This window comes from Krasilnikovia sp. M28-CT-15 (genome assembly GCF_047159595.1).
In the GTDB taxonomy this organism is placed as follows: Bacteria; Actinomycetota; Actinomycetes; order Mycobacteriales; family Micromonosporaceae; genus Actinoplanes.
Genome location: NZ_BAAGAK010000001.1, coordinates 1202737 through 1226520, shown reverse-complemented (window position 1 = coordinate 1226520; position 23784 = coordinate 1202737). Strand labels below are relative to the sequence as shown.

General features: G+C 73.3%; 21 protein-coding genes and 1 pseudogene. 5 read left to right on the top strand and 17 right to left on the bottom strand.

What is annotated here, in order from left to right:
- Positions 1 to 11: 11 nt before the first annotated feature.
- From tsaD to ACMCNO_RS05880, 9 genes and pseudogenes are all read right to left on the bottom strand, one after another.
- Positions 12 to 1064 carry a tRNA (adenosine(37)-N6)-threonylcarbamoyltransferase complex transferase subunit TsaD gene (tsaD, locus tag ACMCNO_RS05920; RefSeq protein WP_412748388.1) on the bottom strand — a complete coding sequence of 351 codons (1053 nt, stop codon included), beginning with the start codon at positions 1062 to 1064 and terminating at the stop codon, positions 12 to 14.
- Positions 1057 to 1494 (bottom strand): ribosomal protein S18-alanine N-acetyltransferase, encoded by a 438-nt coding sequence (gene rimI / locus ACMCNO_RS05915; RefSeq protein WP_412753632.1) that lies wholly within the window; start codon positions 1492 to 1494, stop codon positions 1057 to 1059. Before rimI ends, tsaD begins: the two co-directional genes overlap by 8 nt.
- Positions 1494 to 2150 (bottom strand): tRNA (adenosine(37)-N6)-threonylcarbamoyltransferase complex dimerization subunit type 1 TsaB, encoded by a 657-nt coding sequence (gene tsaB / locus ACMCNO_RS05910; protein WP_412748387.1) that lies wholly within the window; start codon positions 2148 to 2150, stop codon positions 1494 to 1496. The genes rimI and tsaB overlap by 1 nt, the downstream gene beginning before the upstream one ends.
- 9 nt (positions 2151 to 2159) lie before the next feature.
- A complete protein-coding gene (gene ung, locus ACMCNO_RS05905) occupies positions 2160 to 2843 on the bottom strand; it encodes a uracil-DNA glycosylase (RefSeq protein ID WP_412753631.1) in 684 nt (227 codons plus the stop codon).
- Positions 2844 to 3043: 200 nt separating this feature from the next.
- Positions 3044 to 3514 (bottom strand): annotated as a pseudogene (tsaE, locus tag ACMCNO_RS05900) (tRNA (adenosine(37)-N6)-threonylcarbamoyltransferase complex ATPase subunit type 1 TsaE); the annotation flags it as partial.
- Complete coding sequence (locus ACMCNO_RS05895) at positions 3511 to 4545, bottom strand: alpha/beta fold hydrolase (RefSeq protein WP_412753630.1); 1035 nt, start codon at positions 4543 to 4545, stop codon at positions 3511 to 3513. The pseudogene tsaE and the gene ACMCNO_RS05895, both read right to left, overlap by 4 nt.
- A gap of 74 nt (positions 4546 to 4619) precedes the next feature.
- A complete protein-coding gene (alr, locus tag ACMCNO_RS05890; RefSeq protein ID WP_412748386.1) occupies positions 4620 to 5774 on the bottom strand; it encodes an alanine racemase in 1155 nt (384 codons plus the stop codon).
- A gap of 32 nt (positions 5775 to 5806) precedes the next feature.
- Positions 5807 to 7258 carry an NAD(P)H-hydrate dehydratase gene (locus ACMCNO_RS05885; protein ID WP_412748385.1) on the bottom strand — a complete coding sequence of 484 codons (1452 nt, stop codon included), beginning with the start codon at positions 7256 to 7258 and terminating at the stop codon, positions 5807 to 5809.
- Positions 7259 to 7335: 77 nt separating this feature from the next.
- Entirely contained in the window at positions 7336 to 7704 is a 369-nt protein-coding gene (locus tag ACMCNO_RS05880) for a holo-ACP synthase (protein WP_412748384.1), read from the bottom strand.
- 171 nt (positions 7705 to 7875) lie between these two features.
- Here ACMCNO_RS05880 and ACMCNO_RS05875 point away from each other — a divergent pair, with 171 nt between their 5' ends.
- Positions 7876 to 8235, top strand: a complete 360-nt coding sequence (locus ACMCNO_RS05875; RefSeq protein WP_412748383.1) for a hypothetical protein — start codon at positions 7876 to 7878, stop codon at positions 8233 to 8235.
- Between the two features lie 5 nt (positions 8236 to 8240).
- Positions 8241 to 9902 (top strand): alpha/beta hydrolase, encoded by a 1662-nt coding sequence (locus ACMCNO_RS05870; RefSeq protein WP_412748382.1) that lies wholly within the window; start codon positions 8241 to 8243, stop codon positions 9900 to 9902.
- On the opposite strand, the gene glmS is transcribed toward ACMCNO_RS05870, so the two are convergent.
- Positions 9889 to 11769, bottom strand: coding sequence for a glutamine--fructose-6-phosphate transaminase (isomerizing) (gene glmS / locus ACMCNO_RS05865; RefSeq protein ID WP_412748381.1), 1881 nt, complete (start codon positions 11767 to 11769; stop codon positions 9889 to 9891). The two genes, ACMCNO_RS05870 and glmS, sit on opposite strands and share 14 nt — an antisense overlap.
- 210 nt (positions 11770 to 11979) lie before the next feature.
- On the opposite strand from glmS, the gene ACMCNO_RS05860 reads away from it, so the two are divergent.
- Together ACMCNO_RS05860 and ACMCNO_RS05855 are read left to right on the top strand one after the other, a co-directional pair.
- Positions 11980 to 12996 carry an MmpS family transport accessory protein gene (locus ACMCNO_RS05860; protein ID WP_412748380.1) on the top strand — a complete coding sequence of 339 codons (1017 nt, stop codon included), beginning with the start codon at positions 11980 to 11982 and terminating at the stop codon, positions 12994 to 12996.
- Between the two features lie 73 nt (positions 12997 to 13069).
- On the top strand, positions 13070 to 14257 hold the full coding sequence (locus ACMCNO_RS05855; protein ID WP_412748379.1) for a pyridoxal phosphate-dependent aminotransferase: 1188 nt from the start codon (positions 13070 to 13072) through the stop codon (positions 14255 to 14257).
- Positions 14258 to 14287: 30 nt separating this feature from the next.
- Here ACMCNO_RS05855 and glmM read toward each other — a convergent pair whose 3' ends face one another.
- From glmM to rplM, 3 genes are all read right to left on the bottom strand, one after another.
- A complete protein-coding gene (gene glmM, locus ACMCNO_RS05850; RefSeq protein ID WP_412748378.1) occupies positions 14288 to 15637 on the bottom strand; it encodes a phosphoglucosamine mutase in 1350 nt (449 codons plus the stop codon).
- Positions 15638 to 15931: 294 nt separating this feature from the next.
- Complete coding sequence (rpsI, locus tag ACMCNO_RS05845; protein WP_412748377.1) at positions 15932 to 16429, bottom strand: 30S ribosomal protein S9; 498 nt, start codon at positions 16427 to 16429, stop codon at positions 15932 to 15934.
- A gap of 20 nt (positions 16430 to 16449) precedes the next feature.
- Positions 16450 to 16893, bottom strand: a complete 444-nt coding sequence (gene rplM, locus ACMCNO_RS05840; protein WP_412743152.1) for a 50S ribosomal protein L13 — start codon at positions 16891 to 16893, stop codon at positions 16450 to 16452.
- Between the two features lie 717 nt (positions 16894 to 17610).
- Between rplM and ACMCNO_RS05835 the strand changes: the two genes are divergently transcribed.
- A complete protein-coding gene (locus tag ACMCNO_RS05835) occupies positions 17611 to 18756 on the top strand; it encodes a uroporphyrinogen-III synthase (RefSeq protein WP_412748376.1) in 1146 nt (381 codons plus the stop codon).
- An 18-nt stretch (positions 18757 to 18774) separates the two neighbouring features.
- Here the strand turns inward: ACMCNO_RS05835 and ACMCNO_RS05830 are convergent, their stop codons facing one another.
- Genes ACMCNO_RS05830 through ACMCNO_RS05815 form a run of 4 tightly spaced genes read right to left on the bottom strand, consistent with a single transcriptional unit; the run spans position 18775 to position 23645 of the window.
- Positions 18775 to 19395, bottom strand: a complete 621-nt coding sequence (locus ACMCNO_RS05830; RefSeq protein WP_412748375.1) for a GTP-binding protein — start codon at positions 19393 to 19395, stop codon at positions 18775 to 18777.
- Positions 19376 to 19741: a DUF742 domain-containing protein gene (locus ACMCNO_RS05825; RefSeq protein ID WP_412748374.1), complete on the bottom strand. Its 366-nt coding sequence runs from the start codon at positions 19739 to 19741 to the stop codon at positions 19376 to 19378. Before ACMCNO_RS05825 ends, ACMCNO_RS05830 begins: the two co-directional genes overlap by 20 nt.
- Positions 19742 to 19785: 44 nt before the next feature.
- Positions 19786 to 20181: a roadblock/LC7 domain-containing protein gene (locus ACMCNO_RS05820; RefSeq protein WP_412753629.1), complete on the bottom strand. Its 396-nt coding sequence runs from the start codon at positions 20179 to 20181 to the stop codon at positions 19786 to 19788.
- A 14-nt stretch (positions 20182 to 20195) separates the two neighbouring features.
- Positions 20196 to 23645 carry a nitrate- and nitrite sensing domain-containing protein gene (locus ACMCNO_RS05815; RefSeq protein ID WP_412748373.1) on the bottom strand — a complete coding sequence of 1150 codons (3450 nt, stop codon included), beginning with the start codon at positions 23643 to 23645 and terminating at the stop codon, positions 20196 to 20198.
- Positions 23646 to 23784: the final 139 nt, after the last annotated feature.

The following is a 23784-nucleotide window of genomic DNA, read 5'->3' as shown; positions in this document are numbered from 1 at the left end:
GCTGAGCATAATCACCCGGGAACTGTGACGGTGGTCAATGGCAGGGCCGAATCGGCCGGCAGGTCCAGGCCGCTGGGCGCGACCCCCGCGGCGACCAGATGCGCGCCGAGCGCGGCCACCATGGCGCCGTTGTCCGTGCACAGCTGGGGCCGGGGGACCCGGACCTGGATGCCGTGCCGGGCCGCGCGCTGTTCGGCGAGCACGCGCAGGCGGGAGTTGGCCGCGACCCCGCCACCGATGACGAGGGTCTGCACCCCATGCGTACGGCAGGCGTCGAGCGCCTTGGCGGTGAGCACATCACAGACGGCGTCCTGGAAGCTGGCGGCCACATCCGCCACCGGTACAGGCTCCCCGCCGCGCTCGCGCGCCTCCACCCAGCGCGCCACGGCGGTCTTGAGCCCCGAGAAGGAGAAGTCGAAGCGGTGCGCGGCCAGATCCTTCGGCGCGGTGAGCCCCCGCGGGAACGGGATCGCCGCCGGGTCGCCGTCCCGGGCCGTCCGGTCGATCACCGGGCCGCCGGGAAAACCCATCCCCAGCAGCCGCGCCACCTTGTCGAACGCCTCCCCCGCCGCGTCGTCGATCGTCGCGCCCAGCGGGGTGACCCCGGCCGTGAGGTCATCGACGAGCAGCAGCGACGAGTGTCCGCCGGAGACGAGCAGGGCCACGGCGGGCTCGGGCAGCGGACCGTGTTCCAGGGTGTCGACGGCGACGTGGGCGGCGAGGTGGTTGACCCCGTACACCGGCTTGTCGGCGGCCAGCGCGTACCCCTTGGCGGCGGCGACGCCGACGAGCAGCGCGCCCGCCAGGCCCGGCCCGGCCGTCACCGCGATCGCGTCGATGTCGGCCAGGGTGACCCCCGCGTCGGCGAGCGCGCGTCGCATCGTCGGGACGATCGCCTCGAGGTGGGCGCGGCTGGCCACCTCGGGCACCACACCGCCGTAGCGGGCATGCTCGTCCACGCTCGACGCGAGAGCGTCAGCCAGCAGGGTGTGCCCGCGCACGATGCCGACACCGGTCTCGTCGCAGGAGGTCTCGATCCCGAGGACCAGGGGCTCGTCAGGCATTGCGCATCATCACCAGGGCGTCGGTGTTGCTGGGTTGGTAGTAGCCGCGGCGGATGCCGACCGGCTCGAAGTCGTAGGTGGCGTACAGCCGCTGGGCGGGGGCGTTGTCCACGGCCACCTCCAGCAGCACCTTGTGGACGCCGCGCCGCTGCGCCTCGTCGAGCAGCGCCTCCAGCAGTTGACGGCCGATCCCCCGGCGCTGCGCGTCCCGGCGGACCGCGATGTTCTGCACCCAGGACTCGTCGGGGCCCATGACGGCCAGCCCCGCGTACCCGAGCACCGCGTCGTCCTCCGTGGCGACCAGGTAGTGGTGGCGCTGGGCCAGCTCGTTCCAGAACATGGCCGCGGACCATTTCTCCGCGCCGAACAGGTCCGTCTCGATCGGTAGCACCTGCTCGACGTGCCACCAGCGGAAGCGTTCGAGCTGGATCACCGCAGTACGGGTTTGCGCGCCGAGGACGCGACGGCATCGGGGCGACGCAGGTACAGCGGAATCAGCTGCTCGTGGGGCGCGCCGGTGCGCACCCGGTCCGCGGCGAGGGCGATCAGCGCCTCGCCGGGCGGGTACCGCAGGCGGTCGTCGATCGGCAGGCCGAACACCTCGCTGTACTGCAGGGCACCCTCGCCGACCGCGCGGTCGGCGTCCACGACGACGTCGGCCGGGCGGGCCACGTCCGGCCCGCCGGTACGCACACCGTCGGTGTACGTGGCGGTGTACACCTCGCGGCGCCGCGCGTCCGTGGCCACCAGCACCCGGCCCGGTCCCGCCGCACGGCCGAGCGCGTCCAGCGAGCACACCCCGTACGCCGGGATGTCGAGGGCCTGCGCCATGACCGCGGCCGTGACCAGGCCGACCCGCAGCCCGGTGAACGGGCCCGGACCCAACCCGGCGACGATCGCCCCCAACTGGCGGGGGGCGGCGCCCGCGTCGGCCAGCAGCGTCGCGATCTGCGGGGCCAGCAGTTCGCCGTGGGCCCGCGGATCGACCGTACGGCGCTCCGCCACGCCCCGCATCCCGTCGTCGGTCACCTCCGCCAGGGCGGCGGTCACCGCGGGGGTGGAGGTGTCCAAGGCGAGAACCAGCACGTCAACACCCTAACCGGCTGGTTCCGGGGCAATGACGCGCGGATCCCAGTCGACCACCGGACGGCCCGCCTCGGTCAGCGCCTGGTTCGCCGCGCTGAACGGTCGCGCACCCCGGAAGCCGCGCGGATTGAGCGGGCTGGGATGGCCCGCCTCGAGCACGACGTGCGCCGGGTTCGTGACCAGTGCGGCCTTCTTGCGGGCGTACCCGCCCCAGAGCAGGAAGACCACCCGTTCGGGGCGGGCGTTCAGCGCACGGATGGTCGCGTCCGTGAACGCCTCCCAGCCCTTGCCCGCATGCGAGGCCGCCGCGCCGGCCCGGACCGTCAGCACCGCGTTGAGCAGCAGCACCCCCTGGCTCGCCCAGCCGGTCAGGTCCCCGGTGGTGGCCGGTGAAATGCCCAGGTCGTCGTGCAGCTCCGCGAAGACGTTGCGCAGCGAGGGCGGGATGCGCACCCCGGCGCGGACGCTGAAGCTGAGCCCGTGCGCCTGCCCCGGCCCGTGGTACGGGTCCTGGCCGAGAATGAGCACCCGGGTCTGCTCGGGCGGGCACAGCCGGTACGCGGCGAACAGGTCCTCGATCGGCGGATACACGGTGTGGTCGCGATACTGCTCGGCGACGAACGCCCCGAGGGCCGCCGTGGCGTCGTCATCGAGCAGCGGCTCGAGTTCCGCGCGCCAGCCGTCGGGCAGCATCCCGGTCAGATTCACGAATCCAGCCTCTCCGTCTCGGCCGTGCGGTCCAGATCCGCCGGCCCTCCCCTGGTGGCAGCCCGGTCCACGGCCGCCGGTCCTTCCGCCCGAGCAGCCCGGTCCACGGCCGCCGGTTCTTCCGGGGCGGCCGTCAGGTCCTCGGGCGCCGGGCCTCGCGTCACGGCCGCCGCGTCAGCGACGGCCAGCCGCTGCGGCCAGGCGCCGCCGTGGGCGATGAGGTCCACGACCCGGGTGTCGTCGTCCAGGCGGTCGATCCGGACCTGGAGGTATTCGTCGTTGAGCTGCTCGGCCAGGCCCTCGCCCCATTCGACCACCGTGACGGAGTCCGAGGCGGACTCGTCCAGGTCGAGGTCGTCGATCTCGGCCCGCGGGTCGGCCGCATCCCCCAGCCGGTACGCGTCCGCGTGCACCAGCGCGACCCGGCCACCGCGGGCCGGATCCGGCCGGTGTACCCGGGCGATGACGAAGGTCGGTGAGGTGATGTCACCACGCACCCCCAGGCCCGCACCGATGCCCTGGGTCAGTGCCGTCTTGCCCGCGCCCAGCGGCCCGGTGAGCAGCACGAGGTCACCGCGGTGCAGCAGGGTGGCGAGCCACCGGCCGAACCGCCGGGTGTCGTCCACCGTGGTCAGCCGGATCCCGGTAGTGATCATGGAATCACCGCCAGGAAGGCGTCCAGGGCGGCGTTGACCTCGTCGGAGCGCTCGAGCATGACGACGTGCCCACTGTTGTCGATCTTGACGAGCTTCGCCTCGGGCAGGTACTTCAGGATCTCCTCCGAGTGCGCCACCGGCGTGAGGTAGTCCTTCGTTCCCACGATCACCAGCACCGGCACACCGCGCAGCGGCGTCAGCGCCGGGAAGCGGTTGTGCGTGTAGAGGGTGCGCAGATACTTGGTCAGCGTCTCGACCGACGTCCTGGAGTTCATCGCCTCCACGAACGTGACCAGCGACGCGCTTGGGCGTGGGTCGCCGAAACCGTACCGGCGGGTCAGCAGCCAGGCGAGGTCCGAGGCGGCCAGCCGGGCACGGTCGATCGCGCCGCCGCCGATCCGGGCGGCCCCACCCCACACCGGAAAGAACGGCGCACTGGCGCGGGCCAGCAACGTCGGCACGCCGATCTTGGTCTTGTCGATCAGGCTCGCGGAGGTGGAGATCAGGACCACCCCCGTCACCCGGTCGCCGAACCACTGTGGATAGTGCTCCGCGAAGGCCATGAGCGTCATGCCGCCCATGGAGTGCCCGACCAGGACGATCGGCCCGTCCGGCACCGTCGCGTCCAGGACCGCGGCCAGTGAGCGGCCCAGCGCGGCGATGTCGTAGTCCCCCGAGTTGAGCAGCCCGGAGCGGCCGTGCCCGGGCTGGTCGTAGAAGACCATCCGGTAGTCGCCCTGCTCGGCGAGCGCCTTGCGCTGGAAGTAGAAGGTGCCCATGTCCAGCGCGTACCCGTGCACGAAGACGATCGTCGGCCGGTTGCCGGGCACCCGAGGCTCGACGATCTCGACGTGCAGGTCGGTGCCGTCCGCGGCGGTCACGGTCAGCTCCGTGTCGAACGGCTGGTCCCCGAACGGCTCGTTCGCGTACGGGTCGCCGGGCGCGGTGACCGACTTGCGGACGATCGCCCGCTCCGTGGCGACCGCGGCGGCCAGCCCGGCAGCCGCCACACCGATGACGGCACCGACGATGCCGACCTTCTTCGCCCGGCTCCGCGAGGTGGCGGACCGTCGGGTCTGTGCACTGCTCACTGGGCCTCCCCGGCTCACTGGGCCTCCCCGGCCGCCTCCGCCGTCGGCACCCCGGCGTCGCCGTCATACACCCGCGGCACCCGGGAGCTGCCGAACCGGGTCACGATCTCGTAGCTGATCGTGCCGACAGCGGCCGCCCAGTCGTCGGCCGTCGGCGCCCCGTCGTCGCCCGGACCGAACAGGGTGGCGACGTCCCCCGGTGCAACCGGATCGTCCCCGCAGTCGATCACGAGCTGGTCCATGCTCACCCGGCCCGCGATGGTCCGGTTGCGGCCACCGAGCCGGACCGGCCCCACGTTCGAGGCGTGCCGGGGCACTCCGTCGCCGTAGCCGAGCGGCACCTGGGCCAGCGTGGACTCACGCGGCGTCACGTAGGTCAGGCCGTACCCCACGCCCTGCCCGGCCGGGACCCGTTTGGTGAGCGAGACCCGGGCCCGGGCGCTCATCGCCGGACGCAGCCCGGATGCGTGCTCCGTGGGCAGCGGTGACAGCCCGTAGATCGCGATACCGGCCCGGACCAGGTCGTAGTGGGCGTCGGGGCGGGTCAGCAACGCCGCCGAGTTGGCGATGTGCCGGTACCGCGGCGCGATGGCGTACCGCTCGGCCAGCGCCAGCCCTTCCGCGAACGACGCGAGCTGCCGGTCGATCGACTCGTGGCCCGGCACGTCGGCGCAGGCGAAATGGCTCCACACACCGACGACCTCCACGTCGCCGTCGGCCTGGGCTTTGCCTGCCGCCTCGAGCAGTGGCGGCCACTGGGCCAGCGGCGCACCGCCGCGCGCCAGGCCGGTGTCCAGCTTGAGGTGCACCCGGGCCGGACGCCCGGCGCGGCGCGCGGCGGTCACCACCTCCGCGAGCTGGCTGGTGCTGGCCGCGTTCAGGTCGATGTCTGCGGCGACGCCCTGCTCCAGCGGCAGCCCGGGGGCGACCAGCCAGGCCAGGACCGGCACGCGGAGCCCGCCGCGGCGCAGCTCCAGCGCCTCGTCGAGGGTGCACACCCCGAGCCAGGTCGCGCCGCCCGCCACCGCGGCACGGGCCGCAGGCAGCGAGCCGTGCCCGTACCCGTCGGCCTTGACCACGGCCATGATCTCGGCGGTGGTCAGGGCGCGCAGCGTCGCCACGTTGTCCCGGATGGCGTCCAGATCGATCCGGACCTCGGCCTGCCACATGGGCACCAGCCTACTGAGCAGCCTGGGGGACATCAGGCCAGCAGGTCGGCCAGCACGGGGCGCAGCGCGGCCGCCACGTCCGGCGCGGTGACCGGGCCGTCCAGCGCCGCCCGCCGCCCGGCCAGCCCGTGCACGTACGCCGCGGCGACCGCTGCGCGTTCGGGCGCCAGCCCGGCGGCCAGCAGGGAGCCCAGCAGGCCCGCCAGCACGTCGCCGCTGCCCGCGGTGGCCAGGGCGGGGCTGCCTGTCGGATTCACCCACACCTCACCAGCGGGCGTGGCGACGATCGTGCGGTCGCCCTTGAGCAGCACGACCCCGTTGATCCACGCGGCCAGCTTGCAGGCGGCGCCGATCCGGTCCGCCCCGGGCGCCTCGCCTGCCAGCCGGGCGAACTCGCCGTCGTGCGGGGTGATCACCAGCGGGGCGTCGCGGCGCAGGTCGCTGGCGTGCTGGCCGTCGACCAACAGGGTCAGCGCGTCCGCATCCAGCAGCACCGGCACCGCCGAGGCCAGGACGCTGCGCAGTTCGGTGCGCGCGTCGTCGCCCGTGCCCAGCCCGGAGCCGCAGACCCACGCCTGCACACGACCGGCGTCGGCCACCCGGGGCACCGCGACCACGGACGGGTGCGCGCGGACGACCTCGGCGTGGGCGCTGCCCGCGAACCGGATCAGGCCGGTCGGGCCCGCCAGCGCACCGGCCACGGACAGGATCGCGGCGCCCGGATACCGCCCGGAGCCGGTGGCGACCCCGGCCACGCCGCGCGAATACTTGTCGGCGGCCGGTCCGGGCTGCGGCCACCACGCCGCGATGTCGGCGGCGTCCGGGACGCGGATCGCCGGATCGCCCCGCAGCACCGGGCCGAGTCCGATATCGACCAGCTCGACGTGGCCCGCGCGGGCGGCGGCGGGGCCGACCAGATGGGCGGGCTTGAGGCAGCCGAACGTGACCGTGACGTCCGCGGTGACCGCCGCCCCCGGCACGTCGCCGGTGTCCACCGCGACGCCGCTGGGCACATCGACCGCGATCACGGGCGGGCGGGCGCCGTCGCGGGCACGCAGCTCGCCGAGCCGGGCGACATGCTCCGTGGCGGGCGCCCGCAGCCCGCCACTGGCTCCGATGCCGACGATGCCGTCGAGCACGAGGTCGACGTGCTCGGGCAGCTCCCGTACGGTGCAGCCACCGGCGTCGCGCAGCGCCGCGAGACCCGCGAGATGGACCCGGTCCGGCCGCAGCAGCAGCGCCCGCACAGCCGCGCCCCGCGCGGCCAGTGCCGCGCCCGCGAACAGGGTGTCGCCGCCGTTGTCGCCGCTGCCGACCAGGAGCAGCACCCGGGCGCCGCGAACCCCGCCGCGCTCCTTGAGCAGCAGCGCGCACCGGCGAGCCAGTCCCGCCGCGGCCCGCTGCATGAGCGTGCCTTCCGGCAGGGTCGCCATCAGCGCCCGCTCGGCCGCCCTGACCTCCGCCACCCGCCACGCCTGCCGCATCGCACTCCTCGCCCTCGGTGTCGCGCCAGTTGTATGCCCGGGGTCCGACAGTTTCCGGACGCCGCCCGATGAACTGGTCATTCCTCCGCGACGACCATCGCGGAGGCGATGCCGCCGTCGTGCGACAGCGACAGGTGCCAGCGGTTCACACCGCGCTCCGCGGCGACCGCGGCGACCGTACCGGAAACCGTCAACCACGGCCGCCCGTCCGGGTCCGAGACGATCTCGCAGTCGTGCCAGCGCAGCCCGGCGGGGGCACCGAGCGCCTTGGCGACGGCCTCCTTGGCCGCGAACCGCGCGGCCAGCGACTCCGCGGAGCGCGGATTGCCCGACGGGGTCAGCCGCTCCGAATCCGTGAACAACCGGTCCGCCAGCAGGGGCGTCCGCTCCAGGGCCCGGGCGAAACGGTCCACCAGGACGACATCAATGCCGACAGACACGATCACAGGGCCAACCCTAGTGGGCGCGGCCGTCCGGCAAATGGGTCACCGCCCGTCGTGGCAAGGCCTGTGGACAGCCATCGGTACGGCCGGAGCCGGCCGTCCACAGGCCGCCATTCCCGTCCCACCCGACCCCTACGGTCGGTCCCGTCCCGTTTCCCCACCCGGAGGTTGCCGATGACAGCCGACCTGGACGTCGATACCGACGAGTTGCGCCGCGCGGCCCGTGAGCTCAGCGCGACCGGCGCCCGCGTTGCCGCCGAGACGCCGCCACCACCCACCGTGACGGTCCCCCGGTGGGACACCTCCGGCGCCGTCGCCGCCCTGGCCGACGATTGCCGCAGGTTCGCCGCTGCGCTCGCCGCCGGTCTTGAGGAAACCGGTCACGACCTGCTCATCGCCGCGGCCGGGTACGACGATGCAGACGCCCGGGCCGCGGCCCGGCTCAGCCGCGCGACCGCCTCGCGGCCCTGCCCCGGACCGCCGTTCAGCACCATCCCGATCGTCTCGACGGCGACGCCGCACGGCCCACGATGAGTGCCGTGACCTTCGCCAGGCTGCGGGCGACCGACCCGGCCCGCTGGGAGGGCGGGTCCCTCGCGTGGCGGTCCCAGGCCGCCGCCACCGGGCTCCGGTCCGCGGAGCTCGCCGGCCACATGGCCCGGCTCGGGTCATCGTGGTCGGGCGCCGCGGCCCTGGCCGCGCTCGCGCGGCTGACCCGGTTACGGCGTGGGCTGGCGGTGTTGGGGCTCGCCTGTTACCGCGCCGACCAGGCGCTGAACGAGTTCGCCGGGGCGCTGACCCGCGCCCGTGCGCTGCTGGCCACGGCAGTTGCCGCGGCCGGGCGGGCCGGGGCGAGTTTCGACGACGAGGGCACCCTCCGGCCGGGTCCCACACCCCAGGCCGCCCCGTCCGGGGCAACCGTGGCACAGACAGCGGCATCGACGGCCGGGGCGAATGCGGCCCGGGCAGAGGCTGGCACCGCCCTCACCGCCGCATTGTCCGTCGCCGCCACGGCGGACGGCGTGGCGACGCGACGGCTGGCCGACCTGAGCGCAGCGGTCGGAGCACTCATCGCGGCAACCCCCGGCAGCACCGGCAGAGCCGGGCCCCTGGCGGCGCTACCACCGGAGGGCACGCCCCTGCCCTCCTGCACCGCCTCCCCCGCCGAGGTCCGCGCCTGGTGGGCAACCCTGACCCCGGCCCAGCGCCTGTGGTCGACCGCCACGGAACCAGCCGTGATGGCCACACTGGACGGCCTGCCCGCCGCCGACCGTGACCTCGCCAACCGGTTGCTGCTGGATCAGCGGCGCGCCGAACTGGACCGGTCGCTCCGGCATGCGCGAGGCGGCGAGCGCAAGCGGCTGCGCGGCCTCCGCGAGGGCCTGGCCGCGCTGGCCGACCGGCTCGCCGACGATGCCGGGCCGCGGGCATATCTGCTCCGGCTGGATCTCACGGGCGAGGGCCGGGTGGTGATGGCGCTCGGCGACCCGGACCGGGCCGACCACGTGCTCACCCATGTTCCCGGCATGACCGCGGGACTCGCCTCGTACGACGGTGAGCTGCGGCACGCGGAGCGCGTCGCGGCCCAGGCGGGGCGGCTGGCCCCGGCCGCGGCGACGAGCGCGGTGCTGTGGCTGGATTACGACGCGCCGGACTTTGTGGACGAGGCCGCGGGCGCCGGGCGCGCGGAGGCGGGCGCGGTCCGGTTGCGCCGCTTCCAGGATGGGCTGGATGCCGCCCACGAGGGACACCGGGCGCACCGGACCGTCCTCGGGCACAGCTACGGCTCGCTGGTCGTGGGCCGCGCGGCGGCCGAGCCGGGGTTGGCGGCCGACGACGTGATCTTCGTGGGCTCGCCCGGCGTCGGTGTGGACTCCGCGGGCGCGCTGAGCATGCCCACCGGGCACGTGTGGTCGTCGACCTCCCGGTCGGACATCATCCAGTACGCCGCGCTGGCGCCACGCGGCCTGGCGGCCGATCTCGCCGTCGCGGCCACCGTGCCGGGGCTCGGTGCCGCGCTCGCGTTCGGCCGCCCGGAGGACGATCTGTGGTTCGGGCGCAATCCGAGCGACCCGGCGTTCGGTGCCCGGCTCTTCGAAAGCCAGCCCGACGCCGGGCACCTCGGCTACTGGGACCGAGGCCGCCCGGCGCTGGACGCGATCACGAACATCACGCTGGGCCGCGATGTCACTCCACGGTGACCGACTTGGCCAGGTTGCGCGGCTGGTCGACGTCGTGGCCGCGGGCGGAGGCGATCTCGCAGGCGAGGATCTGCAGCGGCACGGTGGTCATCAGCGGGGCCAGCAGCGTGGGGGTACGCGGCACCTCGATGAGGTGATCGGCGAACGGGCGCACCGCTTCGTCGCCCTCCTCCGCGATGACGATCGTGCGGGCGCCCCGCGCGCGGACCTCCTGGATGTTGGAGACCACCTTGTCCCGCAGCACCCCGCGCCCGGCAGGCGAGGGCACCACGCACACCACCGGGGTGCCCTCGTCGATCAGCGCGATCGGGCCGTGCTTGAGCTCACCGGCCGCGAACCCCTCGGCATGCATGTACGCCAGCTCCTTGAGCTTGAGCGCACCCTCCAGTGCCACCGGATAGCCGACGTGCCGGCCGATGAACAGGATCGTGGACGCGGTCTTGAGGTCGCGGGCCAACTGCCGGACGTCCTCCATGGTGTCGAGCAGCTCCCGCAGACGGTCGGGAGTCTCCATCAGGCGGGAGACGACCGCGGCCACCTCGTCGGCGTACATGACGCCGCGGACCTGGGCGAGGTGCAGGCCGATCAGGTAACACGCGACCAGCTGGGTGAGGAACGCCTTGGTGGAGGCGACCGCGATCTCCGGGCCGCCGTGGGTGTAGAGCACCGCGTCGGACTCGCGGGGGATCGTCGACCCGTTGGTGTTGCAGATGGCCAGCACGCGGGCCTTCTGTTCCTTGGCGTGCCGCAGGGCCATCAGGGTGTCCATGGTCTCGCCGGACTGGCTGATCGCGACGACCAGGGTCGACCGGTCGAGCACCGGGTCGCGGTAGCGGAACTCGCTGGCCAGCTCGACCTCGCACGGGATCCGGGTCCAGTGCTCGATGGCGTACTTGGCGACCAGCCCGGAGTGGTATGCCGTACCGCACGCGACGATGAACACCTTGTCGACGTCGCGCAGGTCCTGGTCGGTCAGGCGGACCTCGTCGAGGACGATCTCACCGCGCTCGGAGAGCCGGCCGAGCAGGGTGTCGTGGATCGCCTGGGGCTGCTCGGCGATCTCCTTGAGCATGAAGTACTCGTAGCCGCCCTTCTCGGCGGCCGAGGCGTCCCAGTCGATGTGGAAGTCCTTGCCGGCGGACGGCTGCCCGTCGAAATCGGTGATCTCGATGCCCCCCGGGGTGATCAGGACGACCTGGTCCTGGCCCAGTTCCACCGCCTCGCGGGTGTGCTCGATGAAGGCCGACACATCGCTGGCGAGGTAGTTCTCGCCCTCGCCCCGGCCCACCACCAGCGGGGAGTTTCGCCGGGCGCCGACCACCGCGTCCGGCACCGCCACGTCGACCGCCAGCAGGGTGAACGCACCCTCGAGGCGGCGGCAGACCCGCCGCATGCCCTCAGCCAGGGCCGGTGGCCCCTCCGCACCGGCCGCCCGCAACTCGCGCATCTCGGCGGCCAGCAGGTGCGCGGCGCACTCGGTGTCGGTGTCGCTGGCGAACTCGACGCCGGTGGCCTGGAGTTCGGCACGCAGCCGGGTGAAGTTCTCGATGATGCCGTTGTGGATCACCGCGACCCGGCCGTCGGCGGACAGGTGCGGGTGGGCGTTGCGGTCGGTCGGCCCGCCGTGCGTCGCCCAGCGGGTGTGCCCGATGCCGGTGGATCCGGCCGCGATCCCGTCGGCACCCCGATCGGCCAGCGCCTTCTCCAGGTTGGCGAGTTTGCCCGCGCGCTTCTCCATCCGCACGGACCCGTTGCTGATGACGGCGACACCCGCCGAGTCGTATCCCCGGTACTCCAGCCGCCGCAGCCCGTCGAGGACGATGCCGAGCGCCGGGCGGCTACCTACGTATCCCACGATCCCACACATGTGGGGCAGCGTAGCGGACGATCGCTCACGCGTCTTGCGCGAAGTAGCCACTTTCACGCATCGAACCTGAGCGAAATGGCCGTTCGGCCAACCCGGAACCCTACCGGCGCCCACCCCGCATACAGCCGGACCGGCCACGTCGCCTGCCGCCGGGTGGCGGGGCAGGCGTACCGTCGGCTACCGCCACGACTGCGTGCACCGGGAGAGACCTTGAGCGACAACCAACCCCCAGAGCCCCAGCAGCCGTCGACTCCCCCTGGCTCCGACGACCCGACGGCTCCCGCGCCGGTATCCGGCAACCCGTGGTCGGCACCGTCGGGCGACGCGCTCGCGCCACAGCCGTACCCCGCGGCCGGCGACGCGCTCTCCGCACCAGCGGACCAGCCACCGCAGCCACCGACGTTCCAGCCCGGGTACGCCTCGCTGCCGCAGGTCCGCCAGGAGCAGTACCCCCCGACTTCCAAGTTCCCCACCGTGACGGGCACCCCGGGCCACGGCTACGAGCCCCCTGCGGGCCAGGACCCGTCCGGCTACGGCCCGGGCTCCGGCCCTCAGGGCTACGGCCAGCCCGGGTACCCGCCGCCCGGCCACGACCCCCAGGGCTCCGGCTACCCGCCGCCCGGCTACGGCCAGCCCGGGCCCGGCCAGCCCGGATACGCGCAGCCGGGCTACGGCCCACCAGTGCCCCCGCCGCGGCGCAGCAACGCCCCGATCATCGCGGTGATCCTGGCGGTCACGCTGCTGCTGTGCGGCGGCGCCGTGACGGCCGGTGTCCTGGCGGTCAACCGGGTCGCCGACAAGGCCAAGGACGCGGTTTCCGACTTCCCGACCTTCCCGACGCAGGTCCCGGACCTGCCGAACGTACCCACGGACCTGCCGACCGACCTGCCGACCCTGCCCACCGACCTGCCGACCGACCTGCCCAACCTCCCCGGCGCCAACGGCAAGGAGATCACGGTCGAGTACGAGGTCAGCGGCGACGGCCGGGCGGACATCATCTACACCAAGAAGCTCGGCGACACCCCCGAGCGGGAGAGCAACGTCAAGCTGCCCTGGCACAAGAAGGTCACCATGAAGGGCTCTGCGCTGGTGTCGGTCACCGCCATCCGCAGCAGCACGGACTCGGGCACCATCAGCTGCCGGGCCACGGTCGACGGCGACGAGGTCGCCCAGCGCACCCGCGAGGGCAGGTTCGCGACCGCGTCCTGCATCAAGGTGATCATCTAGCATCCGGACGCGCCGCACACCGCACAGCTCTCGGGGCGTTCACGACGCGGCGTCGCCCCCGTAGGCTGGCGCCGTGACGACGTCGATCCCGGCCGACCCGCTCGTCGGCCGTATGCGCCCGTTCGGCACCACCATCTTCACCGAGATGTCCGCGCTCGCCGTACGCACCGGCGCGGTCAACCTCGGGCAGGGCTTCCCGGACACGGACGGCCCGCCGGAGATGCTCGCGGCAGCGCAGCAGGCGCTGCTCTCCGGCGCGAACCAGTATCCGCCGCTGCCCGGCATACCGGCGTTGCGTACCGCCATCGCGGCCCACGAGCAGCGCTTCTGGGGGCTGACCCGGGACCCGGACACCGAGGTGGCGGTCACCGCGGGGGCCACCGAGGCGATCGCGGCCAGCATCCTCGCCCTGTGCGAGGTGGGCGACGAGGTGGTGTGCTTCGAGCCGTACTACGACTCGTACGCGGCCTCGATCACCCTGGCCGGTGCGGTCCGCCGCCCGGTGACGCTGCGCCCCGGGGCCGACGGCCGGTACCGCTTCGACGAAGGCGAGCTGCGTGCCGCGTTCGGGCCACGTACCCGGCTGGTCCTGCTCAACTCGCCGCACAACCCGACCGGCAAGGTGTTCACCGCGGCCGAGCTCACCCTCATCGCGAACCTGTGCCGCGAGCACGACGTGTACGCGGTGACCGACGAGGTGTACGAGCACCTGGTCTTCACGGACGCCACCGCACCGCACGTCCCGCTGGCCACCCTGCCGGGAATGCGGGAGCGCACCCTCCGGATCTCCTCGGCGGGCAAGACCTTCTCGTGTACCGGCTGGAAGGTCGGCTGGGCCACCGGACCAGCGCCGCTGGTGTCCGCGGTGCTGAGGGTCAAGCAGTTCCTGACGTTCGTCAACGCGGGCCCGCTGCAGCCCGCCGTGGCGGTCGCGCTGAACCTCCCCGACGCCTACTTCGCGCAGTTCCGGGACAGCCTGCAACGCCGGCGGGACCGGCTGGTGGCCGGGCTGGCCGATGCCGGGTTCGCGGTGCTCCCCGCCGAGGGGACGTACTTCGTCACCACGGACATCACCGGGCTCGGCGGCAGCGACGGCGTCGACTTCTGCCGGTCGCTGCCGGAACGCTGCGGCGTGGTGGCGGTGCCGACCCAGGTGTTCTACGACCACCAGGAGGAGGGTCGGCGGCTGGTCCGGTTCGCGTTCTGCAAGCGCGAGGAGGTCATCGACGAGGCCGCCCGCCGCCTGCGCATGCTGGCCTGAAGCCTTGGACCGCCGACGCGGGCCCAGGCGTCAGGCCGGGCTGGCCGTGCGCACCTTGTCGGCGATCCGCTCCGCGACCGCCCGCGCCTGCTCCTGGGTGGCCGCCTCCACCATGACCCGGACCAGGTGCTCCGTTCCGGAGGGGCGCAGCAGCACTCGGCCGGTCTCACCCAGCTCCTGCTCGGCCTCCGCCACGGCGGTCTGCACCGCCGGGGCCGCCGCGCCCGCCTGCCGGTCGGCCACCCGTACGTTGATCAGCTCCTGGGGCAGCTTGTGCACGACCGCGGCGAGGTCCGCGAGGCTCTGGCCGGTCGCGGCCATCCGCGCCATGAGGTGCAGGCCGGTCAGTACGCCGTCGCCGGTCGTGGCGTACGCGGGCATGACGATGTGCCCGCTCTGCTCGCCGCCGAGGGCCAGCTTGCCGTTCTGCAGCTCCTCCAGCACGTACCGGTCGCCGACCTTGGTCTCGAGCAGCCGGATGCCGGCCTGCTTCATCGCCAGCCGCAGCCCCAGGTTGCTCATGACCGTGGCGACCAGGGTGTCGGCGGTCAGCGTCCCGGCGTCACGCATCGCCAGCGCGAGGATCGCCATGATCTGGTCGCCGTCGACGACCTCGCCGGACGCGGTGACCGCGAGGCACCGGTCGGCGTCGCCGTCATGGGCGAGGCCGAGGGCGGCGCCCTCGGCGAGCACGGCCGCCCGGACCGCGTCCAGGTGGGTGGAGCCGCAGTTGTCGTTGATGTTGAGCCCGTCCGGCTGGGCGTGGATGGCGATGACTTCCGCCCCCGCCTCCTGGTACGCCACGGGGCCGACCTCGCTGGCCGCACCGTTGGCGCAGTCGACCACGACCTTGATCCCCGACAGGCTGTGCGGGACCGAGGCGACGAGATGCTTGACGTAGTGTTCGCCACCGTCCAGCAGGTCGTGCACCCGGCCGATCCCGGCGCCGGTGGGGCGGCCGATCAGGCCGTGCCCGTCCGCGATGGCCGCCTCGATGCGCTGCTCCAGCTCGTCGGGGAGCTTGTTGCCGCCCGCGGCGAACAGCTTGATGCCGTTGTCCGGCATCGGGTTGTGCGAGGCCGACAGCATCACTCCGAGGTCCGCGTTGGTCTGGCCGACCAGGAACGCGACCGCCGGGGTGGGCAGCACTCCGACCCGGACGACGTTGGCGCCCGCGCTGGCCAGGCCCGCCACGACAGCGGCCTCCAGCATCTCGCCGCTGGCCCGCGGGTCGCGCCCGACGATCGCGAGGGGTTGGTGACTGCGGTCGCTTTCGATGAGCACGCGGGCGGCCGCGACCGCGACCGAGACAGCGAGTTCCGGCGTGAGATCGCCGTTCGCGAGTCCGCGTACGCCGTCGGTGCCGAAGAGTCGCGCCATTGCGGCTTCCTTTCGCCGGTGCCTCGTCCCCTCCGAAAGCATGTGCTGGATTGGGCGGCCCGGAGTGCTAGTTGGGGAGTATCGCGGCCGGGACCCGGTGGCTGAGGGGGATCGCGGGTCCGGAACGCTGCTGCTGGACGACGGCCGTCGACCGGGTGGCCTGGACAACGTACGGATGCCGGCACCGTCGCGCGGGTCGGAGAGACCAACGCGCGCGGCTGGCGGAAAACACGCAACGGCCGGGTGCGGCCCCCGGAGGAGGGCACCCGGCCGTTCGTCAGAAGCGGCGCAACGTCAGCGCTTCGAGTACTGCGGAGCCTTGCGGGCCTTCTTGAGGCCGTACTTCTTGCTTTCCTTGACCCGCGCGTCACGGGTGAGGAAGCCGGCCTTCTTCAGGGCCGGACGGTCGTCGGGCTCGTTCGTGATGAGGGCGCGGGCGATGCCGAGGCGCAGGGCACCCGCCTGGCCGGTGATGCCGCCACCGCGCAGGTTCGCGATGACGTCGAACTGCTCGGCCTTCTCGGCGGTGATCAGCGGCTCACGGATGAGCTGCTGGTGCACCTTGCTCGGGAAGTAGTTCTCCAGCTCACGGCCGTTGCAGACGATCTTGCCGGTGCCGGGCACGAGACGCACCCGGACGATGGCCTCCTTGCGGCGGCCCACAGTCTGGATCGGACGGTCACCGGGACGCGGGGCGCGGACCGGGGCCGGCGCGGGCGTCTCGACCACGACGACCGTCTCAGCGGGCTCCTCGACGGTCTCGACGACCTCGGGCTCGATGATGTCGGACATGCTGCTGCCTTCTCCCGCGCTCACTGCGCGATCTGGGTGATTTCGAACGGCTTCGGCTGCTGCGCGGCGTGCGGGTGCTCGGCACCCGGGTAGACCTTCAGCTTCTTGATGATCTGCCGCGCCAGCTTGTTGTGCGGGAGCATGCCCTTGACGGCGAGCTCGACGGCCTTCTCGGGACGCTTGGTCAGCAGCTCCTCGTAACCGATCTGCTTCAGACCGCCCGGGTAGCCGGAGTGCCGGTAGGCGACCTTGGTCTGCCGCTTGTTGCCGGTCAGCGCGACCTTGCCGGCGTTGATGATCACCACGAAGTCGCCGGTGTCGACGTGCGGGGCGAACGTCGGCTTGTGCTTGCCGCGCAGCAGGTTGGCGGCGTGGGTGGCAAGGCGGCCCAGAACGACGTCAGAAGCGTCGATGACGTGCCACTGCCGCTCGATCTCACCCGGCTTCGGGCTGTACGTACGCACAGAATTACCTTGTCTCGTCGTCGGTCTGGGGGCGCGCGCTGGCTCGTAGCGGGCACGAACATCAAGCCTACCCGCCGGGTACGCTCGTCAGCTGTCGCACAACAGCAGGCAACGTTACCCGCCTGCGCAGTGTGCGGTCAAAACGGCCGACAGTCACCGGTTATCACCAGTCACCGCCTGCCGCGGCCTAGGCACTGCCCGTGGCGGGTGGGTGTCTCGCCGGACGACGGGACCCCCTAACGTACCGCCGGTCATCATAACCCTCGCCCCCGCCGCGCCGGGCCGCGGGGCACCGGTCGGGCCTCCGCGCGCCGCGCCGACCGGTGATCGATGCCTCTTAGCAGGCTCGAAACAAACGGGACTTGAGGCCGAAATCACCCACCGGCACGCTTCGGTCATGGCACGTGGGGCGGACACCTCGACGACGCGGACCGGACTCCGGCCCCGGGATGTCGGGGGACTCGATACGAGCGACCGCGCCCCCCAGGAGCCGCCGCCAGGGTTGAGGACGGACCTGGCGGCGTACGCCGAGCCGGTGCACCGGCTCGGCGACAGGCCGCGGCGTGCGCCGGTCGGAGGCACGGCGGAGAACGCTGGCGTGACATGGGAGCGGGTCAACGCTGAGGACGGCGCTTTCCGGCCGTGCCCTTCGGTGGACCGGCCGGACACGCCGTGGCCTGTCATTCCACGACCGGTACGGGCCGGGCTGGCGCCCGCATGACGCAACGGACGGGGGGAGCGCGCCGGCCGGTCCTCACCGAGGCGGCGCTGGCGCACCCCACGGCCGCGCTGTCGGGCTACACGGTCGGTGTGACCGCGGATCGCCGCCGCGACGAGCTGGCCGAGCAGCTGGGCCACCGCGGCGCCCGGATCGTGCTGGCCCCCGCGCTGCGCATCATCCCGATCGCCGACGACGCGGAACTGCGCGCCGCCACCCGCGCCTGCCTCGCCGAGCCGCCCGACGTCGTACTGATCAGCACCGGGATCGGGCTGCGCGGCTGGCTGGAGGCCGCCGAGGGCTGGGGTCTGGCCGATCCGCTGCGCACGGCGCTGACGGCGGCGTACGTGGTGGCCCGCGGTCCGAAGGCCCGCGCGGCCGTGCGCACCGCGGGGTTGCGGGAGCACTGGTCGCCGGAGGCGGACAGCTACGAGGAGGTGGTCGACCACCTCACGGCGCGCGGGGTCGCCGGACTGACCGTCGCGATGCAACTGCACGGCGACAGCCAGCCCGAGTTCACGGCGGCGCTGGAGGCGGCCGGGGCCACGGTGATCGAGGTGCCGGTCTACCGCTGGGCGCCGCCGATCGATCCGGCCCCCCTGCACCGGCTCATCGATCTGATCGCCGCCCGGCTCGTCGACGCGGTGACCTTCACGTCCGCCCCCGCCGTGGCCGCGCTGCTGCGCGCCGCGGGGACGGCCGCGGACGTGGTGCTCGACGCGCTGCGCACCGACGTCATGGCGGCCTGCGTCGGCCCGGTCACGGCCGCGCCGCTGCACCGGTACGGCATCCCGGTGGTCACGCCGCCGAGGGCCCGGCTCAGCGGGCTCGTACGCACCATCGTCGACGAGCTGCCCAAGCGTGCGCTCCAGTTGCAGGCGGGCGGCCATTCGCTGACCCTGCGCGGGCACGCCGCGATCGTCGACGGCGAGCTGCGGCTGCTGGCCCCCGCGCCGATGGCCGTGCTGCGGGCGCTGGCCACCACGCCCGGGCGGGTGCGTTCCCGGGCGTCGTTGTTGCACGCCCTGCCCCGTGGGGCCGACGAGCATGCCGTGGAGATGGCCGTGGCCCGGCTGCGCGCCGGGCTGGGCGCCCCCGGGGTGGTGCAGACGGTCGTCAAGCGCGGCTACCGCCTGTCCGCCTGACCACGGTCGCCGCTGCCGTCACCCCACGGGCGCGGGATGGCCCCGCCCGTGCTCCGCGACCAGGGTGGCCATGGCGTGCTCGACCACCCCGACCAGGACCGTCTTCACCGAGTCGCGATGCCGGGCGTCACACATGATCAACGGTACGTGCGCCGCGATCGCCAGGGCCTCGCGGACCTCGTCCGGCTCGTACCGGGGGGCGCCGTCGAAACAGTTCAGGGCCACCAGGTACGGCAGGTGCCGGTTCTCGAAGTAGTCCAGCGGAGCGAAGGCGTCCGAGATCCGCCGGGTGTCCACGAGCACGGCGGCGCCCACGGCACCCCGGATCAACTCGTCCCACATGAACCAGAACCGGGTCTGTCCAGGGGTGCCGAACAGGTACAGGATCAGATCCTCGGCCATGGTGATCCGGCCGAAGTCCATCGCGACCGTGGTGGTGTCCTTGCCGGGCACCTTGGTCGCGTCGTCGATGCCCTGACCGGCCGAAGTCATCACGGCCTCGGTGGTCAGCGGCTCGATCTCGGACACCGCCCCGACGAGCGTCGTCTTGCCGACGCCGAACCCGCCGGCCACGACGATCTTGGCGGAGGTGATCTCCTTGGGTTGCGCCCCCGCCCGCTCAGAGCTTGCGAAGTCCACTCAACACCCTTTCCAGCAGGTCCATCCGCTCCGTGAAACCTTGCCTGGGAGCGGCACTGTGCAGCGACAGCAGCCCGTCGGTCACCATGTCGGCCACCAGGACCCGGGCGACCCCCAGCGGGAGCCTGCGGTACGCCGCGATTTCGGCCAGCGACAGCGCCCGCGGTTCGCACATCAGCGCGATGCGGTACTTGTCGTGCCCGGCGAACCGGGCCTCCTGAACGGCGCTCTGGCTGGCGACCAGGACCGCTTCGATGGGAATCTCGCGGCGCGGCTCGGTCCGGCCACGGGTGACCGCGTACGGGCGGACCAGTGCCCCCCGCGGATCCTGCGGTGGCTGTTCCATCTGCTGCGGTCACCCCCCTCCCGGTTCGCGCGCGACGACCCGCGTCAGATCTGCTGTCCGACGACTTCGCGGGGCGCGGGTACCAGTGCCGCACCGACCCGTTCGACCAGCAAAGCCATCTCGTACCCGACCTGTCCGACATCGCAGCTGCGGGCGGCCAGCACGGCCATGGATGAACCGTCGCTGATGGACATCAGGAACAGGTAACCACTGTCCATCTCGATGATGGTCTGCTGCACCTGTCCGGCGTTGAACATCCGGGATGCGCCGTCGGTCAGGCTGACCACGCCGGAGGTGATCGCGGCGAGCTGGTCGGCGCGGTCACCGGGGAGGTCCCGCGAGGAAGCCAGCAGCAGACCGTCGGCGGAGACCGCGACGACGTGGGCGATCCCCGCGACACTGTCCGCGAAGTTGGTCAACAGCCAGCCCATGTCCTGCATGGTGGGGAGCCTGGTCACAGTTGCTTCTCCTTCGGGGCGGGGGCGGCGGCGGCAGTCTCGGCACTGCCGGCCGTACGCCCGCGTTGCACACCACGGTGGTACGCGGACAGCAGCCCGCGTACCTCGTCGGGGCTGCGGCGCTGCTGGTTACGGGGATTGCTCTGCACACCACCGGGCACGAGCTGGGCCTGGGGAACCCGCTTGGGCAGCCCGGAACGGGTGGTGCCGTTGTCGGGCGGCGCGGTCGCGGCCAGGGCCCGCTGCCAACCGTCGTCGGCCGCGGTGCGCCAGGCCTCCTCCGCCGACGGGCTTGGCCGTGGCGCGTCGGGCTCACCCTGATCGGCGGCGGGCCGGGACGGGACGGGACGGGCCGGGACGGGGCGGGCGCCGTGCCCGGCGTGGTCGTCCTCGCGCCGGTCGCGGGCGGGCTCGGTGTCCGCCCGCGGACTGTCCACCGGGGCCGGCCCGAACCGCGCCCGGGCGCCCGCTCCGGCACCACGCCCGTCCGGCGACGGTCCCGACACCGCAGCAGCCGGACGCGCCACCACCGGGGAGCCGGTCACCGGGGAGGCCGGAGCCGTCGCCGCAGTACCCGGGGCGGTGGCGGCCGCAGCCGAGGTGGCTGGGGCCGCAGCCGGGGTGGCTGGGGCCGCAGCCGGGGTGGCTGGGGCCGCAGCCGGGGTGGTGGGCGCCGCCGATGGCGGGCTTGCGAGCCGCTGGGCGGGTGGGGCCGGCTCCGGTTTCGGTGTCGCCGGGCTCGGGGGCGGCGGGTATCCGGCAGTGGGCATTCCCCACTCCTCCGGTGAGGCGCCGTCGTGGGTCCTGAACCAGCTGGCCTGCATCTGCAGGAAGATCGGCGCCTCGGCACGGTCCTGGGCGGGCGCGGGCGCCGGGGTCGGCGGCGACGGCGGCATCGCGGCCAGGGCGGCACCCCACCCGTTCGGGGGTGGGGTGACCGGATGCTGGGGCGTCGGAACCCCGTGGCCGTCCGGGCTGAGGAAGCCGACCGGCAGCGGCGGCTCGGACTGCGGCAGCGTCGGGAACGCCGCCGTCGGTGAACCGATCGCGGCGTACGCGTCGGTCACCGCGGAGGTCGCCTCGATCGGCTGCGCCGCCCGGGTCGGCAACGGCGGCCGGGCCGGCTGCTCGCCGGTCTGCCACTGATCCCCGGCGCGCCGGGGCGGCGGCGGCAGGACGGGGTGCTCACCGGTCTGCGGCAGGTCGACCTCGCGCCGGGGCAGCGGGGGCCGCTGGGCCGGTACGAACGGCTGCGGCGCGGGCAGGGCGGCCGGGGGCGGCAGGGTGGGCAGGCCCCCGGTGCCGGTGCGCAATGACTCCTCGGCGGCGTCGGGCAGCTGCCACGGCTCAGGTGCGATGGCTGGCAGGATCGCCGTGGCTCCATTCGTACGCCCGGCGGCGATCGCGTCCGGCCATCCCCCGTCGAGCCGGTGCTGGCGCGGGCCGTGGTAGGGCTGGTCGATGGACCGGTTCGGCAGCACGACGATGCTGCTCGGCAGGGTCACCTGGGCGACCGTGCCGCCCTCCAGGTTGGCGCGCAGCTCGACCTTGATGCCGTACCGGGCGGCGAGGCGGCCCACCACCGCGAGCCCCATGAGCCGGAACGCGGCGACGTCCACCGTGGGCGGCTCGGCCAGGCGGCGATTCAGCAGGTCCATCTGCTCCTCGCTCATGCCGAGGCCACGGTCCTCGACCTGAATCACCACGTAATCGCGGATGCGCCGGCCGTCGGCGACCACGATCGTGTTGGGCGGGGAGAAGCGGCTCGCGTTGTCGAGCAGTTCGGCGATGAGGCGCACGACGTCGTTGACCGCCAGCGCGGTAACCGAGATGTCCGTGTCGACCGTGCCGAACTCGATGCGGTTGTACAGCTCCACCTCGGACTGCGCGGCCCGCAGCGCGTCCACCAACAGCGCGTCCTCCCGGCGCGGGGGGCTGGAGTCGGCGCCAGCGAGGACCAGCAGGTTCTCATCGTTGCGGCGCATCCGGGTGGCCAGGTGGTCGAGTTCGAAGAGCTGAGCCAGGCGCTTCGGGTCCTCCTCACCGCGTTCGATCAGATCAAGTTCGCCGATCATCCGGTCGACCAGGGCCTGGCTGCGCCGGGCCAGGTTCAGGAACATCGCGGAGACGCTGGTCCGCAGGGCGGCCTGCTCGGCGGCGATGCGTACGGCCTCGCGGTGCACGACGTTGAACGCCTGCGCCACCTGCCCGACCTCGTCGCGGTTCGTCAGCTGGATCGGGTCGCGGACCTGGCGGACGACCTCCTCCACGCCGCCCTCGCTGAGGTTGCGTTCGTCGCGCAGCCGGGACACCGCGTCGGGCAGGTCCCGGTTGGCCACGGCCAGGGCGCCCTCGCGCAACCGGCGCAGCGAGAGGTTCAGCGAGCGGGCCAGGACCACCGCCAGCGCGATCGCGACGACGAGTACGAGCAGGACGATGCCGATCTCGACGGCCGTCTGCCGGGTCACGGAGGCGCTGGCGCCGTGGGCCTGCGCGACGATCTCGGTCTCCAGGCGCTGCTCGGCCCAGCGCATGAGGTCGACGACCGCGCCGAACGCCTGGGTGATGTCGGTCGGCGGCACCGCGTCGGAACGCGCCAGCCGGGTGGAGATCTGGTCGGCGAGGTTGACCGCGTCGCCGGTGACCGTGCTGTTCACCAGGGTCCGCTGGGCGGGCGAGGCGACCAGGGAGAAGGCCAGCAGCGCCTCCTGCTGGCTGGTCTGGGTGGCGATGAAGGACGACAGCTGTTCGGCGCTGACATCGCCGGAGACGCGGGCCGCGTACGCCACCGCCTCCTGCTCGGCGGTGCCGGCCTTGGCGCGGCTGAACGCGGACAGCGCGCGCAGGCTGTCCGCCACCGTGCCGTCCCCGGCGAACTGGCTGAGCGCCTCGCCGTAGCCGACCAGGTCGGTGATCACCACGCCGTACCGCAGAACGGCCTCGGAGACCGCGACCTCGTCCCGGTCGGTGACCTTCTTCCGAGTGGCGTCCATCGTCCGCAGGTGGTCGTCGATCCGGTTGAGCCGGTCCGACACGGTGGCGGGGAGGTCGCCGAGCGCCAGCCGGTTCGCGCGGTACCGGCCGATCCGGTCGTCGCTGCGGGCCACCGCCGCGTTGTACACGTCCGGCTTGGCCGCCGGGTCGGCCAGGTACTCGGCGGCTGCCATCCGCTCGGTGTGCAGTGCCTGGGTCAGCTCCGACACGTCCGTCGCGAGCCCCGTCAGCCGCTCGACCTGGTTCGCGTCGTACGCACGTCCGCCGACGTCGACCAGCCGGACCGTGGCCAGCCCGAGAACGGCCAGCAGGGGCACGAACAGGATGAGGGCCAGCTTGGACCGGATACGGGCGTCCTGGAGCCGGAGAAAGCCCCCGCTGCGGCGGGAGCCGCGGGCACCCGGGCCGGGGCCGCTACGCGTCGCGGGCTGGAGCGAAGAACCGGTGCTCACGACATCTCCTCGGTGGTCGTCCCCGCATCTGTGCGCCGGTCGGCTGCTCGCGCTCCGAATCCGTCCACTACTCGCGGCAAGGGCGGGGTCACACGCGGCACGGCCGCGATTTCATCAGAACCCGAGCGGGTTTGGGAAG